Origin of the sequence: Bacillus sp. TSO22 (genome assembly GCF_020223595.1) — a bacterium.
In the GTDB taxonomy this organism is placed as follows: domain Bacteria; phylum Bacillota; class Bacilli; order Bacillales; family Bacillaceae; genus Bacillus; species Bacillus inaquosorum.
On record NZ_JAHAWO010000015.1, the window covers coordinates 313,042 to 331,032 of the forward strand.

The 17,991-nt window shown below is 42.4% G+C and carries 13 protein-coding genes and 1 other RNA gene; 10 read left to right on the forward strand and 4 right to left on the reverse strand.

The window, feature by feature from the left end; translation table 11 throughout:
- Positions 1-86 precede the first annotated feature (86 nt).
- The gene (gene sucA, locus KHQ79_RS21475) at positions 87-2,921 is read left to right on the forward strand and encodes a 2-oxoglutarate dehydrogenase E1 component (RefSeq protein ID WP_225516869.1); all 2,835 of its coding nucleotides are present in this window, start codon (positions 87-89) and stop codon (positions 2,919-2,921) included.
- Positions 2,922-2,936: 15 nt separating this feature from the next.
- Entirely contained in the window at positions 2,937-4,193 is a 1,257-nt protein-coding gene (gene odhB / locus KHQ79_RS21480; RefSeq protein WP_225516870.1) for a 2-oxoglutarate dehydrogenase complex dihydrolipoyllysine-residue succinyltransferase, read from the forward strand.
- Between the two features lie 50 nt (positions 4,194-4,243).
- Here the strand turns inward: odhB and KHQ79_RS21485 are convergent, their stop codons facing one another.
- Complete coding sequence (locus KHQ79_RS21485; RefSeq protein WP_225516871.1) at positions 4,244-5,209, reverse strand: bile acid:sodium symporter family transporter; 966 nt, start codon at positions 5,207-5,209, stop codon at positions 4,244-4,246.
- 230 nt (positions 5,210-5,439) lie between these two features.
- Here KHQ79_RS21485 and KHQ79_RS21490 point away from each other — a divergent pair, with 230 nt between their 5' ends.
- Positions 5,440-6,777, forward strand: coding sequence for a sodium-dependent transporter (locus tag KHQ79_RS21490; protein ID WP_088110760.1), 1,338 nt, complete (start codon positions 5,440-5,442; stop codon positions 6,775-6,777).
- A gap of 32 nt (positions 6,778-6,809) precedes the next feature.
- Here KHQ79_RS21490 and KHQ79_RS21495 read toward each other — a convergent pair whose 3' ends face one another.
- The 3 genes from KHQ79_RS21495 to dhaS all read right to left on the reverse strand — a co-directional run bounded on the left by KHQ79_RS21495 (position 6,810) and on the right by dhaS (position 11,130).
- Positions 6,810-7,655, reverse strand: a complete 846-nt coding sequence (locus tag KHQ79_RS21495) for a superoxide dismutase (RefSeq protein WP_225516872.1) — start codon at positions 7,653-7,655, stop codon at positions 6,810-6,812.
- The gene (locus tag KHQ79_RS21500) at positions 7,645-9,543 is read right to left on the reverse strand and encodes a terpene cyclase/mutase family protein (RefSeq protein WP_225516873.1); all 1,899 of its coding nucleotides are present in this window, start codon (positions 9,541-9,543) and stop codon (positions 7,645-7,647) included. Before KHQ79_RS21500 ends, KHQ79_RS21495 begins: the two co-directional genes overlap by 11 nt.
- Before the next feature lie 99 nt (positions 9,544-9,642).
- Positions 9,643-11,130 (reverse strand): aldehyde dehydrogenase DhaS, encoded by a 1,488-nt coding sequence (gene dhaS / locus KHQ79_RS21505; protein ID WP_003241654.1) that lies wholly within the window; start codon positions 11,128-11,130, stop codon positions 9,643-9,645.
- Positions 11,131-11,359: 229 nt separating this feature from the next.
- On the opposite strand from dhaS, the gene KHQ79_RS21510 reads away from it, so the two are divergent.
- From KHQ79_RS21510 to KHQ79_RS21540, 7 genes are all read left to right on the forward strand, one after another.
- The gene (locus KHQ79_RS21510) at positions 11,360-11,563 is read left to right on the forward strand and encodes a DUF6501 family protein (protein WP_003241656.1); all 204 of its coding nucleotides are present in this window, start codon (positions 11,360-11,362) and stop codon (positions 11,561-11,563) included.
- Between the two features lie 326 nt (positions 11,564-11,889).
- Positions 11,890-12,234, forward strand: coding sequence for a PH domain-containing protein (locus tag KHQ79_RS21515; protein ID WP_003220141.1), 345 nt, complete (start codon positions 11,890-11,892; stop codon positions 12,232-12,234).
- Positions 12,235-12,475: 241 nt separating this feature from the next.
- Entirely contained in the window at positions 12,476-12,967 is a 492-nt protein-coding gene (locus tag KHQ79_RS21520) for a TraR/DksA family transcriptional regulator (protein WP_060398822.1), read from the forward strand.
- 150 nt (positions 12,968-13,117) lie between these two features.
- Complete coding sequence (gene azoJ / locus KHQ79_RS21525) at positions 13,118-13,744, forward strand: FMN-dependent NADH-azoreductase AzoJ (RefSeq protein WP_148981906.1); 627 nt, start codon at positions 13,118-13,120, stop codon at positions 13,742-13,744.
- Positions 13,745-13,976: 232 nt separating this feature from the next.
- A non-coding RNA gene (gene ssrS, locus KHQ79_RS21530) (6S RNA) lies at positions 13,977-14,163 on the forward strand.
- Between the two features lie 141 nt (positions 14,164-14,304).
- Complete coding sequence (gene recQ / locus KHQ79_RS21535) at positions 14,305-16,080, forward strand: DNA helicase RecQ (RefSeq protein WP_003241665.1); 1,776 nt, start codon at positions 14,305-14,307, stop codon at positions 16,078-16,080.
- 247 nt (positions 16,081-16,327) lie between these two features.
- A complete protein-coding gene (locus KHQ79_RS21540) occupies positions 16,328-17,191 on the forward strand; it encodes a LysM peptidoglycan-binding and 3D domain-containing protein (protein ID WP_003241667.1) in 864 nt (287 codons plus the stop codon).
- The last annotated feature ends 800 nt before the right edge of the window (positions 17,192-17,991 follow it).

Here is a 17,991-nt window from a genome sequence, read left to right on the forward strand (position 1 = left end):
TTACATAATTTTGGACACAGTGTTCGAAAGTTATTTTAAGATAGTGAATCATTCACTTGATTATCTAAGTTGGGGGTAATATTCAAATGTTTCAAAATAGTATGAAACAACGAATGAATTGGGAAGATTTTTACGGTCCGAACCTCGGCTATGCGCTGGAGCTTTACGATCAGTATACCCAGGATCCGAACAGCATTGATCCGGATCTAAAGGACATGTTCGACGAGCTCGGTGCTCCGCCAAGCGATATAAAAGAGGCCTCGGGAACAAAAGAAAAGGGACGTGTTACAGCCGATCTGATTCAAAAGATCGCATCCGCAGTCAGACTTGCAGAAGATATCCGAACCTATGGCCATTTAAACGCTTCCGTCAATCCGCTCAGAAAGGATGGGAAAAAGAGCGAACTCTTTCCATTATCCGATTACGGGCTAACAGAAGAAGAAATAAAAGCAATACCTGCGTCAGTGATTTGTAAAGACGCTCCTAAAAACATTACGAACGGTCTAGAAGCCATTCAGTATTTACGAAATACCTATAAAAGAACGATCTCATTTGAATTTGACCATGTGCATGACTTCAAAGAGCGTGAGTGGCTGACGAGAAAGATTGAATCTGGCGAGCTGTTCCAGAAGAACTCAGCTGAAAAACTGTCGGCTGTGCTGGAGAGACTGACAGAAGTAGAGGGCTTCGAGCAGTTTTTGCACCGCACATTCGTCGGACAGAAGCGCTTTTCCATTGAGGGATTGGACGCGCTTGTACCAGTGCTGGATGACATTATTGCACAATCTGTCAAATCAGGTACGACCAGTGTCAACATCGGAATGGCGCACAGGGGGCGCCTGAATGTATTGGCTCACGTGCTCGGCAAACCGTATGAAATTATTTTCTCTGAATTTCAGCATGCGCCGAACAAAGACCTTGTCCCGTCTGAGGGATCAATCGGAATCAGCTACGGATGGACAGGGGATGTGAAATACCATCTGGGGGCAAATCGGGAGCTTCAAGACGCTGAAACAAAATCAGCACGCATTACGTTAGCAAACAACCCGAGCCACTTGGAATTTATCAATCCAATTGTTGAAGGCAGTACAAGAGCGGCACAAGAAACAAGAACACAAAGCGGATACCCGGTGCAGGATGAAACAAAATCGCTTGCCATTTTAATTCATGGAGACGCTGCATTCCCTGGGGAAGGAATTGTTGCTGAAACATTGAATTTAAGCTCTTTAAAAGGGTATCAAGTAGGCGGTGCGATTCATATTATTGCCAATAACATGATCGGATTCACAACAGAAAGCGCTGAATCAAGATCGACAAACTATGCCAGTGACCTGGCGAAGGGCTATGAAATTCCGATTGTTCACGTAAATGCAGACGATCCTGAAGCCTGTCTTTCAGCTGTTAAGTTTGCGGTCGAATACCGAAAAACATTCAACAAGGACTTTCTAATTGACTTGATCGGGTACAGACGCTACGGGCACAACGAAATGGATGAGCCGTCAACCACTCAGCCAATGCTGTATGATGCTGTCAGAAAGCATCCGACCGTCAAACAAATTTTCGCCGAAAAGCTTGTGAACGAAGGCGTGCTTACCGAGGAAGTTGTTCAAAACATCGAAAAATCGGTAACGAAGCGCATTGAGGATGCTTATCAGAAAGTGCCGGCTAAAAAGGAACATACCGCCTGTGAAATTGAACTTCCAGAGCCTGTTTCAAACGGTTTCCCTGATGTGGACACCTCCATTGATTTTGATGTGCTTCGCAAGCTGAATGGCGAATTGGTCAACTGGCCGGAGTCGTTTAACGTTTTCGGCAAGCTAAAGCGCATTTTAGAAAGACGCGCAAAGGCGTTTGATGATGACAGAAAAGTGGAATGGTCTTTGGCTGAATCACTTGCGTTTGCTTCTATTTTGAAAGACGGAACACCGATTCGTTTAACAGGACAGGATTCCGAGCGCGGAACGTTCGCCCAAAGAAACCTTGTGCTTCATGACAGTGAGACGGGTGAAGAATTTGTGCCGCTTCATCACTTATCTGACTGTGGCACATCGTTTGCTGTTCATAACAGCCCGCTGTCTGAAGGATCGGTTCTCGGCTTTGAATACGGCTATAACGTGCATTCACCGGAAACGCTTGTCATGTGGGAAGCGCAGTACGGAGATTTTGCCAACGCTGCTCAAGTGTATTTTGACCAATTCATTTCTGCCGGACGTGCGAAATGGGGCCAAAAATCTGGATTAGTTATGCTGCTTCCGCACGGTTACGAGGGACAGGGGCCTGAGCACTCAAGCGGAAGAATCGAGCGGTTCCTGCAGCTTGCCGCGGAGAACAACTGGACGGTTGCCAATCTGACAAGCGCTGCACAGTATTTCCATATTTTAAGAAGACAGGCGAAAATGCTGCTTCGTGAAGAGATCAGACCGCTCGTCATTATGACGCCGAAGAGCCTTCTTCGTAATCCGAATACGGTTTCGGAAGTGCAGGAGCTCAGCGAAAGCCGCTTCCAGCCTGTTTACGAACAGTCCGGACTTTCTCATGACTATGAAAAAGTAACCAGACTTGTATTATCCAGCGGTAAAGTGTCCATAGACATCAGTGATCATTTCAATAAATTAGAAGATGGTAAAGAGTGGCTTCACATTGCGAGAATTGAACAGCTGTATCCATTCCCGGCAAAAGGAGTCAAAGAATTATTTGCAAAACTTCCGAACCTGCAAGAAATCGTTTGGGTGCAGGAAGAGCCGCAGAACATGGGGGCTTGGAGTTATATCAGCCCGTATTTGACAGAAATTGCACCACAGGGAGTAAGTGTTCAATATATTGGACGAAGAAGACGATCCAGCCCTGCAGAGGGAGATCCGACAGTTCATAAAAAAGAACAGGAACGTATTGTATCTGATAGCTTGACTCGCAAAAACTAAGGGGGAAATGAAAAAATGGCGGAAATTAAGGTACCTGAATTAGCAGAATCAATCTCAGAAGGAACAATAGCCCAATGGTTAAAGCAGCCTGGTGATTATGTAGAACAGGGTGAATATCTGCTTGAACTAGAAACGGACAAAGTAAATGTTGAATTGACAGCAGAAGAATCGGGTGTACTTCAAGAGGTATTGAAAGATTCGGGTGATACCGTCCAAGTCGGAGAAATTATCGGTACGATTTCAGAAGGCGCGGGTGAAAGTTCTGCCCCTGCTCCTTCAGAGAAAGCTGAAAGCAAGGAAAGCGAAAAAGTAGAGAAGCAAGCTGAACCAGCGGCACAAGAGGTGAGCGAGGAAACGCAAGCCGAAGCAAAATCAAGAACGATTGCTTCTCCTTCAGCCCGTAAGCTGGCAAGAGAGAAAGGAATTGACTTGTCTCAGGTTCCAACGGGAGATCCGTTAGGAAGAGTGCGCAAGCATGATGTCGAAGCGTACGAAAAACCAGCGTCAAAACCGGCTCCTCAGCAAAAACAGCAGCAGCCTCAGGCTCAAAAAGCACAGCAAAGCTTTGAGAAACCTGTTGAAGTGCAAAAAATGTCACGCCGCAGACAAACGATTGCAAAACGCCTTGTAGAGGTACAGCAAACATCGGCGATGCTGACTACATTTAATGAAGTAGACATGACGGCTGTCATGAATCTCAGAAAACGCCGCAAAGATCAATTCTTTGAGCAAAACGAAGTGAAGCTCGGCTTCATGTCTTTCTTTACGAAAGCGGTCGTAGCTGCGTTGAAAAAATATCCGCTGCTGAATGCGGAAATTCAAGGCGATGAGCTGATCGTTAAGAAATTCTACGATATTGGGATCGCTGTTGCGGCTGATGAAGGCCTTGTCGTTCCGGTTGTACGGGATGCGGACCGCCTGACATTTGCAGGAATCGAAAAAGAAATTGGCGAGCTTGCGAAAAAAGCAAGAAACAATAAATTAACCCTTAGTGAGCTACAGGGGGGCTCCTTCACCATTACAAACGGGGGGACTTTCGGTTCACTGATGTCGACTCCGATTTTAAACAGCCCTCAAGTCGGTATACTGGGCATGCATAAGATTCAGCTGCGCCCTGTGGCAATTGATGAAGAGCGCTTCGAAAACCGTCCGATGATGTATATCGCTTTATCTTATGATCACCGGATTGTAGACGGTAAAGAAGCGGTTGGTTTCCTAGTGACAATCAAAAATTTACTGGAAGATCCTGAACAGCTTTTATTAGAGGGCTAATAAAAAAAGGTACATCACGATAATGTGATGTACCTTTTTTGTATGCGGATTTAAAGAGATAGATTATTGCTGGTTGATGCTGTTTGTTTCTTTTTCGCTTTTTTTGACCAATATGTTGCAAGCATGGAACCTGAAAGGTTATGCCACACACTGAATATCGCGCTTGGTACGGCAGATAGCGGTGAGAAATGAGCTGTGGCTAGTGCCGCCCCAAGTCCTGAATTTTGCATACCGACTTCGATTGCAATCGCTTTTTGAGACGGATAATCCATTTTTAAAAGCTTTGCGCAAAGAAATCCAAGCAAATAGCCGATACCGTTATGCAGGATGACAACAGAAAAAATGAGCAACCCTGTTTGAAGCAGATTTTCCCTGTTGCCGCTGACGACAGCTGAGACAATTGCAACGATGCCAATGACAGAAACAAGCGGAAGGGCATGTACGGCTTTTGCGACTTGTTTTCTGAAAAACATTTTGACGATCAGGCCTGCAATGATCGGAAATAAAACAGCCTGTAAGATTGAAATAAACAAAGACCCCGGCGAGACTGGAAGCCATTCCTTTGCAAACAGCATAATCAAAACCGGTGTTACAACAGGTGCCAACAAGGTAGATATTGTTGTAACAGCAACAGAAAGCGCCGTATTTCCTTTTGCTAAAAATGTCATGACATTAGATGCAGTTCCCCCAGGGCAGCAACCCACAAGGATAACACCCACTGCAATTTCAGCTGGCAGATGCAGTCCAAATGCCAATCCAAAAGCAACGAGCGGCATGATGGTATACTGAGCAATCACTCCAATGATGACGTGCCAAGGCTTTCTGAGCAGCTCTTTGAAATCATCGGCTTGCAATGTAAGACCCATTCCAAACATGATAATGCCAAGAAAAATCGTAATATAAGAACTGATCCACGTAAATAAAGACGGGAAAGAAAATCCCAGCACGGCAAAAACAATGACCCATATGCCGAAGGTTTGTCCCGCGAAATGACTTATTTTTCTAATGATGTCCATAAAAACACTCCTTACACATTTATCAAGAACTTCAGCGGAAATTCTCACAAAATTTTAAACATTCTCTTATTATAATTAATTATCTGAATAATTCAATATCAATAGACGGATTGGCTTTAAATAGATGACAGTAGATATATTATGTAAACTAATTAAAATGTTCTTGACTATATAGGAAGATATTCTTACAATGAATCTTTATAATGGTTAGATAAAATAGGAGTGATAGGGTGAAGGAAGCGAATCAATGGTCTTCGAAGCTCGGCTTTATTTTAGCCGCGGCAGGATCAGCTATCGGGCTTGGCGCGATATGGAAATTTCCATATGTAGCAGGCACCAGCGGAGGAGGCGCATTTTTACTTATTTTTATTTTATTTACGGTTTTAATCGGACTGCCTTTATTGTTAGGTGAATTTATCATAGGCAGAAAAACACAGAAAGATGCCGTTCAGTCCTATAAAACACTTGCTCCAGGAACGAAGTGGCATTGGATCGGTTATTTAGGCATGGCGACGTGCTTTATTCTCTTATCTTTCTACAGCGTCGTTGGCGGGTGGATTTTAGTTTATATTATCAAAGGCTTCACTGGCGGTTTATCGCAAACATCTGGTTTTGATACGATATTTGCAAGTACGATTTCAAATCCTTATTTGGCTGTAGGAGGCCAGCTGCTCTTTATGGTGGTGACAATTTTAGTTGTTGCAAAAGGGGTAAGCAGCGGAATTGAAAAAGCAAGCCAAGTATTAATGCCGGCACTTTTTATATTATTTGTCATATTAATGGTGCGTTCCATTACACTTGATGGCGCAATGGAAGGCCTTAAGTTTTTCCTGATGCCTGATTTAACCGCAATTGATGCCAATACGATTTTATATGCGATGGGACAATCCTTTTTCTTACTAAGTGTTGGTGTATCTGTCATGGTAACGTATAGCTCTTATTTAGAGAAACAGGAAAATCTGGTGCAATCCGCTGTATCTGTAACGGTATTGAACGTGCTTGTTGCTGTAATGGCCGGAATTGCGATTTTTCCAGCTGTCTTTTCATTCGGCCTCAAACCAGACCAAGGGCCGGTCCTGTTATTTAACGTGCTGCCGACTGTATTTAATCAAATGCCGTTCGGAATTATCTTTTTATTAGCATTTTTACTTCTATTTTTATTTGCGGCACTAACATCCGCTTTTTCAATGCTGGAAATTTTGGTCGCGGTGCTTTCAAAAGGCGATGTCAATAAAAGAAAACGATTCGCTTGGTTAGGCGGAATTGCTATTTTTATTGTCGGAGTGCCATCTGCATTATCATACGGTGTCTTAAGTGACGTCTCTATATTTCACTTGTCCATTTTTGATGCGGCAGACTATCTTGTAAGCAATATTTTAATGCCGTTAGGCGCGTTATTGATTTCTATTTTTGTTCCGTTAAAAATACCGAAACAGGATTTGTTCGACGAGCTGAAAAGCGGTTCCAGCCTCAAACGAAAGTGGTTTGCGGTTTGGCTCCTGCTCATTCGTTATCTTTCACCTGTTGCCATCATCATCGTATTTTTACATGTGTTAGGCATTTTTTAAAACAAGAAGCCCCCAGGAAAAGGGGGCTTTTTTTAATAGAGTTTCCAAACAACTTCTTTTGCTTGCTCAAAACGTTTTTCTGCCTCGCGCCAATCCACGACATTCCACCAATGATCAACGTAGCTCGCCCGGTCATTTTTATATTGCAAATAGTAGGCATGTTCCCATACATCAAGCGGTAAAAGAGGGATCACATCCCATTGGCTGAAATGCTGGTGCTTTTCTGCCGTTAAAATCTCCAACCGTCCCGATCGAGGTGCCCAGACCAAAATGGCCCAGCCGACACCTTCTACTTTTTTAGCGGCCTGCGTGAAATGTTCTTTAAAAGCGGAATAGCTTCCAAATGAAAGATCAATCATTTGGAACAATGCGCCCGTAGGACGCCTTTTTCCGTTTGGATGCATTGAAAACCAGAAAATACTGTGCAAATAATGGCCTGCTCCATGGAATGCAAGCTCTCTTTCCCAATGAATGACCAAATCAAAATTCTTTGATGCTCTCGCTTTCTTAAGCTCTAATTCTGCTTTGTTCAGACCGTCAACATAGCTTTGATGATGCTTCGTATGATGAAGGACCATAATCTCGCGTGAAATATAAGGCTCTAAGGCGGAATATTTGTACGGCAGCTTTGGCAGCACATGTTTCCCTATAGGGACATAAGCGCGTCTTTCACTTGTATCCTCTGATTCTGTAATATCCCGATAAAGGGCAGCAGCCTGATTATACCAATCTTCTTCTGTTGTTTGATCATCTTCTAGTGCTTCAATCATCTTGTCGATTTGATCTTCAAACTGATCAAGCTGTCCTCGTTTTTGAATCTGATCCTTCAGGGTTTCACACCAATTGAACATCTCCGTTTGATAAGATTCACGTTTCATTTGCTGTCTCCTTTTCAATAGCATTCAAATACTTCCCGACAGCCAGCAAAGAGAATACATATGGATAGCTGTGATAGCGGATATAAAATTGCTTTGGCAATCCGATTCCTGCTGGATAGGCCAGACTATCGGCGCCATGAGAACTGCTGTCAGTAAGGTATTGCATACCTTTCACAATAGATGGGTGTTCGGGATTTTCGTAAGTGAGCAAAGCGTCTAAAGCCCAGGACGTTTGTACAATGGTTCCTCTATGCAGCGATACGTACGTTTTGATTTCGGCGCTTTTGCAGGATTCTCCCCAGCTGCCGTCATCAAGCTGTATGGACTTGAGCCAGCACAGGGCCTTTTGTATAGCAGGGTGCTTTCGGTTAACCCCGCAGGCATGCAAACCTGTTAGAGCAGCCCATGTGCCGTAAATGTAGCAAACCCCCCATCTCCCGTACCAAGACCCATTTTGTTCTTGATGTTCGAAAAGCCAGTTCACAGCGCGCTGAATATGTTGATGTTTCTCTGTAAAACCGGCTTTCTCGCCTAAAAAGTGCAACACACGTCCGGTGAGGTCGGCGGTTGAAGGGTCAACTGCCGCGTCCTCGGCGGATTCAAGCGGGAGAAGGCGGATCAGAGGGTGGTTCACATTTTTTTCAAAAGCAGAAAATCCGCCGTCATTGTTTTGCATTGATAAAAGCCAAGACAATCCTCGCTCCCAAGCTGAAGGAGAATAACTGCGGGGTATCGCTTTTAATACGGCTGCAGTGTCATCACAGTCAGGGTTATTTGTATTGATGTTTGAAAATCCCCAGCCGCCGGGAGGTACGTCCGGATTTTTGACAGACCAATCTGCTATTTTGGTATGCTGTCGTTCTAGCAAAAAGGCGGATGCTTTTGTAATAGAGCTGTCTGTTTCGGTCACGCCGTTTTTTTGAAGGGCATAGCTGATCAGAGCAGTATCCCAAACAGTTGAAGTAGAGTTTTCAAGATAAGGAATCCGGCTGCACTCTGTCACTAGCGATTTGATGCCTTTAATTGCCCTCCTAATGATAGAAGAGTGGCGCGACACGCCAAGTGATAGAAGGCTGTAAACCATAAATATGGTTGCGCTCGCATAGCTGTATAATGTTCCGTCTTTTTCAATCCGGTCCAGCATATACGTTTTAGCTGTCTGTAAGCCCAGCTGCTGAAAAGCAAATGGTGCATGAAAAATGCGTTTCCAATGTGACAATATAGACGTGAGATCTCTTTCTTTAAAAGCATCGGATCGAAGCCAAGTGAAAGGGTTTTTTGTCATGTGCGGATCGAGATGATGAAGAGATGGAATATTGCGGTTTTTAAGAACAAATCGCTGATTGAGTGTTACAGCCATAGGAGCAAAATGTATTCGGGCATATGCGCTGAACTGATAGAAATGAACCGGTAATGTTGGGGGGAGCGCCATGAGTGATAATGGTAAATACAAAACAGGCCAAGGGTACAGCCCGTTCGCGGCAAGCATCCATTTTGTCATGAAATGAACATGTTTCAGGCCGCCATGTGAAATGATAAATTGTTCAGCCTTTCTCATGTGCGGGTCAGATCTGTGAAAACATCCTGAAGCCAGCATCCCGACATATCCTTGGACGGTAGCCGTTATATTTCCACTCGTTTCATCGGGATAATTGATAAATGTGCCGTCGGACTGCTGTTTTTCGCGAATGCCCGCTGCCAGCGCTGATATCAGTTCTTTTTCATTCTCCCCATCATCAAGTGAGGTGAGGAGCAAAATAAAAAAGGAATTTGTCATGATTGGTCCTTCAAAGCAAAATGTCCACGAACCGTCAGCGTTTTGCCTGTCTCTTAACTCTGCAATGGTTTTCTTTTGATAACGCCTCACTTTCTCCTGAAGTGTGCCCATCACGCTCAACTCCTTCAGAAGCATATATATTCAGCGTCATTTACCGCCATTACAGAAAGAAAAAACTGCTGGCAGGCAGCAGTTTTTTTAACATGCATGTTAATCTTCGAGATTAATCCATACACTTTTGACTTCTGTGTAGTTATCTAAGGCATAGGATCCCATTTCTCTTCCGAGTCCCGACTGTTTATAACCGCCGAACGGAGACGCCGCGTCAAACACATTATAGCAGTTCACCCAGATGGTTCCCGCTTGAAGACGGTCCGCGATATAGTGGGCCTGCTTGACGTTCTCTGTCCATAGACCGGCCGCGAGTCCATATTCTGAATGATTTGCTCGTTCAATGACTTCATCGACAGTTTCGTACGGAATGGCAGTCAGCACCGGACCGAAAATTTCTTCTTTTGCGATGGTCATCTCGTCTTCAACATTCGCAAACACAGTCGGTGCGACAAAATACCCTTCTTCAAAAGGACAGCTTCCGCCAGTCACTGCTTTTGCTCCTTCATCTTTTCCTTTTTGAATATAGGAAAGAACGCGTTCGTGCTGTTCCTTGCTCACGAGAGGCCCGATTTGTGTATCTTTATGAAGGCCCGCTCCTTGGCGAAGTGATTCAGCATAGGACACCATCTCATTAACAACTTCATCATATTGGTCTTTATGAATGAAAACGCGCGAGCCCGCACAGCAGACTTGGCCTTGGTTAAACATCACACCGTTTAAAGCGCCTGGGATCGCTTTTTTCAAATTCGCATCCGGCAAAAGAATATTAGGTGATTTTCCGCCCAGCTCCAGTGTAACCCGCTTAATGCTTTTCGCAGCGGTGGACATGATTTTCTTTCCGATTTCAGTGGAACCGGTAAAGGCAATTTTATCAACCGCTTCGTGGTTCGTCAGCGCTTCTCCCGCATCTTCACCGAATCCCGGAATGATATTGATTACACCGTCAGGGAAACCGGCTTGGTCAATTAATTCTGCTAAATAAAGAGCTGAAAGCGGCGTTTGTTCAGCCGGTTTGAGCACGATTGTACAGCCTGTTGCAAGAGCCGCACCCATTTTCCACATCGCCATCAGGAGAGGGAAATTCCATGGAATGATCTGGCCGACGACGCCGACAGGCTCATGGCGCGTATAATTAAAATAGGCGCCGGAAACCGGGATCGTCTGTCCTGTTATTTTTGTGCACCAGCCGGCGTAATAGCGCATATGCTCAATAGCCAGCGGAATATCTCCATTAGTCGTTTCATTTATCGGTTTTCCGTTATCGAGCGTTTCAAGCTGAGCAAGCTCAGTTTTATGCTCTTCCATTAAGTCTGCCAGCTTATACATCAGTCTGCTTCTCGAAGCTGGAGACATTGTTCTCCATTCGCCTTGGTCAAAGGCTTTCCGGGCAGCTTTAACCGCTTTGTCCACATCCGCAGCCTGGGCTTCATACAGCGTCATCAAGGTTTCGCCGGTTGCCGGGTTGGGAGTATCAAAGGTTGCCCCTGAGGCACTCGGAACAAACTTTCCATCAATATAAAGCTTCTTTGTTCCCTGTAAAAATGTCTCCAGCCTTTTCGTCACTTGCATCGTTAAAGAACTCATCCGTAACAAACCTCCAGTCAATTTTTATGGTCTGTTTTGAGATTCTTGGTGATAGCACATTAATTCCTTGATTGAATAGCAGAAATAAGCTGTGTTATTTACAGTAAGAGTAAGCGTATACAAACATTCTATAATAGAAAACAAGGCAAAATCAATGAATAACCGATATTGCAATTTACAAAAGAAAAAAGCTACAATAAGCTTATAGATAAGTAAAGGAGATTTCATCATGATTCATAACAATTGGCTTGAAAAAGAAACAATCAAAAAGGTAAAATGTGTGCAGACAAACGCAAAAAAATATATCGTGAACCGCGTTTTAACTCCGGGAAAAGAATATGAAGTGAAAAATGAAACAGAGGAGTTTCTATTTGTGATCGACAATACGAATAAAGTCGGCGGCTATTATAAAGAATACTTCGAAGAGGTTTAATGCCTGAATAAAGCCGAGGATATAAAAAACCGCAGCTCAGCTGCGGTTTTTTATGGTTAAAACAGGAAAAATAAAACAAAACAATGAAAACTTTAAAACCTTTTTAAAAAATATTGCTGAATATTGAAACTTTTTTCTCTATACGTGCGTATTACTTGATGACAACAGCTTAAAAGACGAAAAACAAATCAAAAATTTGAAAAATGTAATCTGTTCGTAATGGTTTAAATGTCTTCTATGTCGTATTCTTATATAGGGATAAAGGACTTATTTTTATGTAATGAATGATAAAACAAATAGATAAACGCAGAAAGAGGGGTTCTTCATTGGGTATTTTTTCTGTTAGCAGATCAACGGACGCAAAGAAGCTTGAAGCTTTGCTCGTTGAAGGGGAAAGAATAGAATCGATTTATAAGCTCCGGGTTGACCAAATTTGCTTTACAAATAAACGGATCATTTTCTTTGACAATAAAATGTTTTCTAAAAAGAAGGTTCGTGTATTTCTTCCATATAAAACAATTGAAAGCTTTGCGATCCAAGAAGCGGGCATGTTTGATCCAGACACTGGGCTTTTACTGATGACAAGAAGCAAAACCTTTGAATTAGAATTTGCAAAAGACACCGATTTAAGCGAAGTTCAAGCGGTGCTGACAAAGCATTTGTGCAGCTGAATATTTGACGAGCCAGCCGTTCAAAAAATGGTTAGGCTTTTTTTTATATAAATACAGAACAATGCGCACATGCTCGTTCTGTTTACACGACTAAGAAGGACAAAATGTGCCAAAGAAATCCCACACCATCATCGCCGGCGGTTACAATCCGTTCAAAAAGACAGTAGCTCAACTTTCCATCAAAGTTCCCATGTTTGACAGAGGGCGAAACGGGAAACAGGATAGAAAGGAGAGGATACACATGTCACTGACAAAAGAACAAACACAGCATCTCTACCATAAATTGCTCGATATGCAAAAAGAATTGTCTGGCGAGAAAAAGGAAACAGAATCAATGACGGAAGAAGTGGGGGAGCTTTCAAATGGGGTTGACAACCACATGGCAGATCACGGAACGCTCGTCACAGACCGAATGACAGACCAAACGGTGAGAGAAATAGACCGGGAGCTGTTAGAGGAGGTCAACCATGCATTACAAAAGATGAAAGACGGAACTTACGGAGTGTGTGAAAAAACTGGCCAAGACATTCCCTACGAAAGGCTCGAAGCTGTTCCTTATGCAAGAATGACAGTTGAAGCTCAAGCTGATATGGAGGATGAATTAGAGACAGATGCTCCGTCATTTGAAAGAGAGTTTCATGAACAGGTAAAGGATCTATCCAATAAAGAAACAGTTGACCAAAAAAGCTCACAGACGTATGAGATTTTGGATCGTGAACAAGATTCAAAGTAAAAATGATAAGCAAGTACACCGATATTAGGTGTACTTGCTTTTTTTTGAAAAAAAATCTCATATTCAAAATAAAGTGATTGACTTCGAGTAAAAAAGAAAGTAACATACTATTTGTAAGTAAATATAAAAAGTTTACCGGGAGGAATACAAATGTCTACAGTATTATTTGTAAAATCAAGCGACCGTACAGCTGAAGAAGGCGTTTCAACTAAACTTTACGAAGCTTTCTTAGCTGCTTATAAAGAAAACAACCCTAATGATGAAGTGGTTGAATTAGATCTTCATAAAGAAAACCTTCCTTACCTTGGAAGAGATATGATTAACGGAACATTTAAAGCAGGCCAAGGAATGGAAATGACAGAAGAAGAGAAAAAACAAGCTGCAATTGCTGACAAATATCTGAATCAGTTTGTAAAAGCTGACAAAGTTGTTTTCGCATTCCCGCTTTGGAACTTCACAGTGCCAGCAGTGCTTCATACTTATGTTGATTACCTGTCTCGCGCAGGCGTTACTTTCAAATACACACAAGAAGGACCAGTTGGTTTAATGGGCGGCAAAAAAGTTGTGCTTCTTAACGCTCGCGGCGGCGTTTACTCTGAAGGACCAATGGCTGCACTTGAAATGTCATTAAACTTCATGAAAACTGTTATTGGTTTCTGGGGTGTTCAAGACTTGCAAACAGTTGTCATCGAAGGACATAATGCAGCGCCTGATCAAGCACAAGAAATCATTGAAAAAGGTTTACAAGAAGCAAAAGATCTTGCTGCAAAATTCTAATCAAGTCAAAACTCCTATCCATGCGATAGGAGTTTTTTGTATATATATATTATATAGAAGAAAGTGATCATTCCTTTTCGCTATGATGGCTGTTTTTCTATTTTGATATATTTTTTGTTTGTCGAATTATCAGATATAATAGCGAAATAACAGTTTTAATGGCTGGAAAAAAGTTTTTCTAAACAATTGTTTTGGCCCCTTGATAAAAAACGACTGATGATGTACTATATAAAAGAAGCTACTTTGTGCGTATTGTTAATTAAGTTTTAACCTTTAAGCTGTAATAGGGAGTTTTATATCGAAGCCGGAATGTCATGCCTCCATTGCAGAGGACGACAGGAACGTTTCTGCAAACACCCACTTTGAGGAGTGGTGGTTTAAAACTTTCTTACTTGCATACGGCAAGACGTAGCGAAAGCCATTTCCTTTTTGGAAATGGCTTTTTATTTTATCTAAAAAAGGTAGGTATAGTGAAAATTCAATTTCTGTGTGAAAGAAATGAAGGCCGCTTTTTTATGATATGATGGGAGAAATTCAAGGAAAAGCGAGGTTTACACGTTATGTTACATAGAGCCCAATCCCTTCTGGCCCATTATTTCGGTTATGAAAAGCTCCGCATCGGCCAGGAGGAAGCGATCCGCTCGGTGACGGAAGAAAGGCAAAACACGGTCTGCATTATGCCGACGGGAGGAGGCAAATCGATTTGCTATCAAATCCCGGCACTGATGTTTGAAGGGACAACGATCGTCATTTCGCCTTTGATTTCCTTGATGAAGGATCAAGTAGATGCGTTGGAAGAAGCGGGGATTAACGCCGCCTACATTAACAGCACACAATCCAATCAGGAAATATATGAGAGGCTGAACGGGCTCAAAGAAGCGGCTTATAAGCTTTTTTACATTACACCGGAGCGATTAACGTCTACGGAGTTTATTCGGATTTTGCAGAGCATTGATGTTCCTTTGGTCGCAATAGACGAGGCGCACTGTATTTCTCAATGGGGCCACGATTTTAGGCCCAGCTACAGAAATATTGAAATTTTGTTCCGAGAATTACATGACAAACCTGTCATCATGGCATTAACAGCAACAGCAACACCCGAGGTTCATGAGGATATTTGCAAACAGCTGCATATTCAAAAAGAAAACACGGTATATACCGGATTTTCCCGTGATAATTTAACCTTTAAAGTAGCAAAAGGAGAAAATAAGGATCGTTTTATTGATGAATATGTGCAAAAGAACAAACATGAAGCTGGCATTGTCTATACAGCGACCAGAAAAGAAGCTGATCGGATTTATGAGAGATTGAAACGAAATCAGATCAGTGCAGGCCGGTATCACGGAGGTTTGGCTGATGATGTCAGAAAAGATCAGCAGGAAAGGTTTCTTAATGATGAGCTGCAAGTGATGGTGGCAACGTCTGCTTTTGGAATGGGCATTGATAAATCAAATATCAGATTTGTTCTGCATGCACAAATTCCGAAAGATATGGAAAGCTACTATCAAGAGGCTGGACGAGCTGGGCGGGACGGTCTTGACAGCGAATGTGTTCTCCTGTTTTCACCGCAGGATATTATGGTGCAGCGTTTTTTAATTGAACAATCAGAACATGAAGAGAAACAAAAGCAGGATTTAAAAAAGCTGAGACAAATGGTCGACTATTGTCACACGGAAGATTGTCTGCAGCGTTTTATCCTTATGTATTTCGGAGAAAAGGAGCCTGATGCGTGCGGACAGTGCGGAAATTGCACTGATACAAGGACGGCCCATGATGTCACACGGGAGGCGCAAATGGTCTTATCTTGTATCATTCGCATGAAAGAACGGTTTGGCAAGACGATGGTTGCCCAGGTGCTCGCCGGCTCTAAAAATAAAAAAGTTCTTGAAAATGGCTTTTCCGACCTCTCAACATACGGGATATTAAAACACCAATCAGTAGGGGAAATCAGTGATTTTATTGAATTTCTTATTTCTGACGATTTCATCAGGATGTCAGACGGAACATTTCCGACTCTTTTTGTCAGCAGTAAAGGAAGGAATGTGCTGAAAGGAGAATTATCAGTAACGAGAAAAGAAGCATTAAAAGCGGTTGCGATTACTGAAAATGACGAGCTGTTTGAACGATTGCGCATGGTTCGCAAAGAAATTGCGGCAGAGCAGGGGGTTCCGCCTTTTGTCGTTTTTTCTGACCAAACGTTAAAAGAAATGTCAGGCAAACAGCCAGCAAATGATGAGGAACTTTTGTCTATAAAAGGCGTCGGAGAACAAAAAAGAGCAAAATACGGCCGGCTTTTTTTACAAGAAATACAAGCTTATGCAGGGATGACAGACTAAAAAAAAAGAAAATCAACCTTTTTTTCTATAAAAAACACATTTTATTTTCTCTTTTTTGGTTCAAATCAAAAAGACTTGCGAAGCCTATTATATCAAGGGTTCAGCAAGTCTTTCCAACACAGAGAAATCCTTCATGTAAAGGAACTGTAATCTAAATCATATCTTTTTGTTATTGATTTGACATTTACGTGTGTTACGATATCACCTGTTAGCCGCCAATAAAAAGCTAACAAGGGAGGATTTACTTATGAAGAAGACGATTATGTCCTTTGTAGCAGTTGCTGCACTTTCAACAACTGCATTCGGAGCTCACGCTTCTGCAAAAGAAATCACGGTGCAAAAGGGTGATACGCTCTGGGGAATCTCTCAAAAAAACGGAGTGAACCTAAAGGACCTAAAAGAATGGAACAAGTTAACTTCTGATAAAATCTTTGCAGGAGAAAAACTGACCATTTCTTCAGAAGAAACAACCACTTCTGGGCAATATACAATTAAAGCGGGAGATACGCTTTCTAAGATTGCTCAAAAATTCGGTACGACAGTCAACAACCTGAAAGTTTGGAATAACCTAAGCTCTGATATGATCTATGCTGGATCTACACTTTCAGTAAAAGGTCAGGCAACAGCAGCAAACACAGTTACTGAGAATGCGCAAACAAGCGCACCTCAAACTGCACCAAAACAAGAGGCTGTGCAAAAAGAGCAACCTAAACAAGAAGCTGTACAACAGCAACCTAAACAAGAAACAAAGGCTGAGGCAGAAACTTCTGTTAACACAGAAGAGAAGGCTGTTCAATCAAATACAAATAATCAAGAAGCTTCAAAAGAACTAACAGTTACTGCTACTGCTTACACTGCTAACGACGGTGGCATTTCCGGCGTTACGGCAACAGGCATCGACTTAAATAAGAACCCGAACGCGAAAGTCATCGCGGTTGATCCTAATGTGATTCCACTAGGTTCTAAAGTCTATGTTGAAGGCTACGGTGAAGCAACAGCAGCAGACACTGGCGGCGCTATTAAAGGAAATAAAATCGACGTATTTGTACCAAATAAAAGTGATGCATCTAATTGGGGCGTCAAAACTGTAAATGTAAAAATCTTAAACTAATCATATAGATTGTGAGAAAAGACGCGAGCTTTTGGCTTGTGTCTTTTTTCGTTCTGTTTAGAGATCTTTATATCATATGCTGATAAAAGAAAAGTGGTCCCGATGTTTTCACGTGTAATAAATAGGTTTTATTGGAGGAAAGACTTATATCAGAAGCTCGCCGCTTTGGGAGCGGAGTTGCTCAACTGACGGCTTTCCATACTGAAAACTCAATTCAATTGATATCAGCAGTTCGGAAGGTGTGTAGTGGCCGACGATTATAGGGCTATTAATAATTTATAGGGCTGTTAACCAAGCGGGCATTAGGAGCGAAAAATTTAGCTGAAGGACAAAAGGGCGATCTTTTAGAGGGTTTCTTTAAACTCATCGGCGGTTTTAGTTAGTCGTCCCCGGAGTGCTTGCCTTTCAATTTATGGGGCTGAATTGAGAACGCTGACAGTGTATAGTCTCCGCCGATTGCCGATTTATTGCCATAATGTATTCGCCGCGATATTAAGCTATTACCATTAGCATGTTTACTCTGGACACATACAACTCGGTATATGTAACATGCAGATGAACTTGTCTCATCAAAACAGGACGGCTTTTCGTTGCAGTTCTTGGGATTGTATCGATAGGATTGCACCATTTATATTTATACGCCCACAAGGGCTATACAGCTATGTTCAAGAGATATACGGCTTTTAAAAGTACCGTTATTAGCAGCAGTCGTCAGCGGTTTTTTTACAAAAAAGTGCGGCTTTAGCTGCAAAAATAGCGATACCAGACCATATTGTTTTATACGGCTTATCAAAAATCTA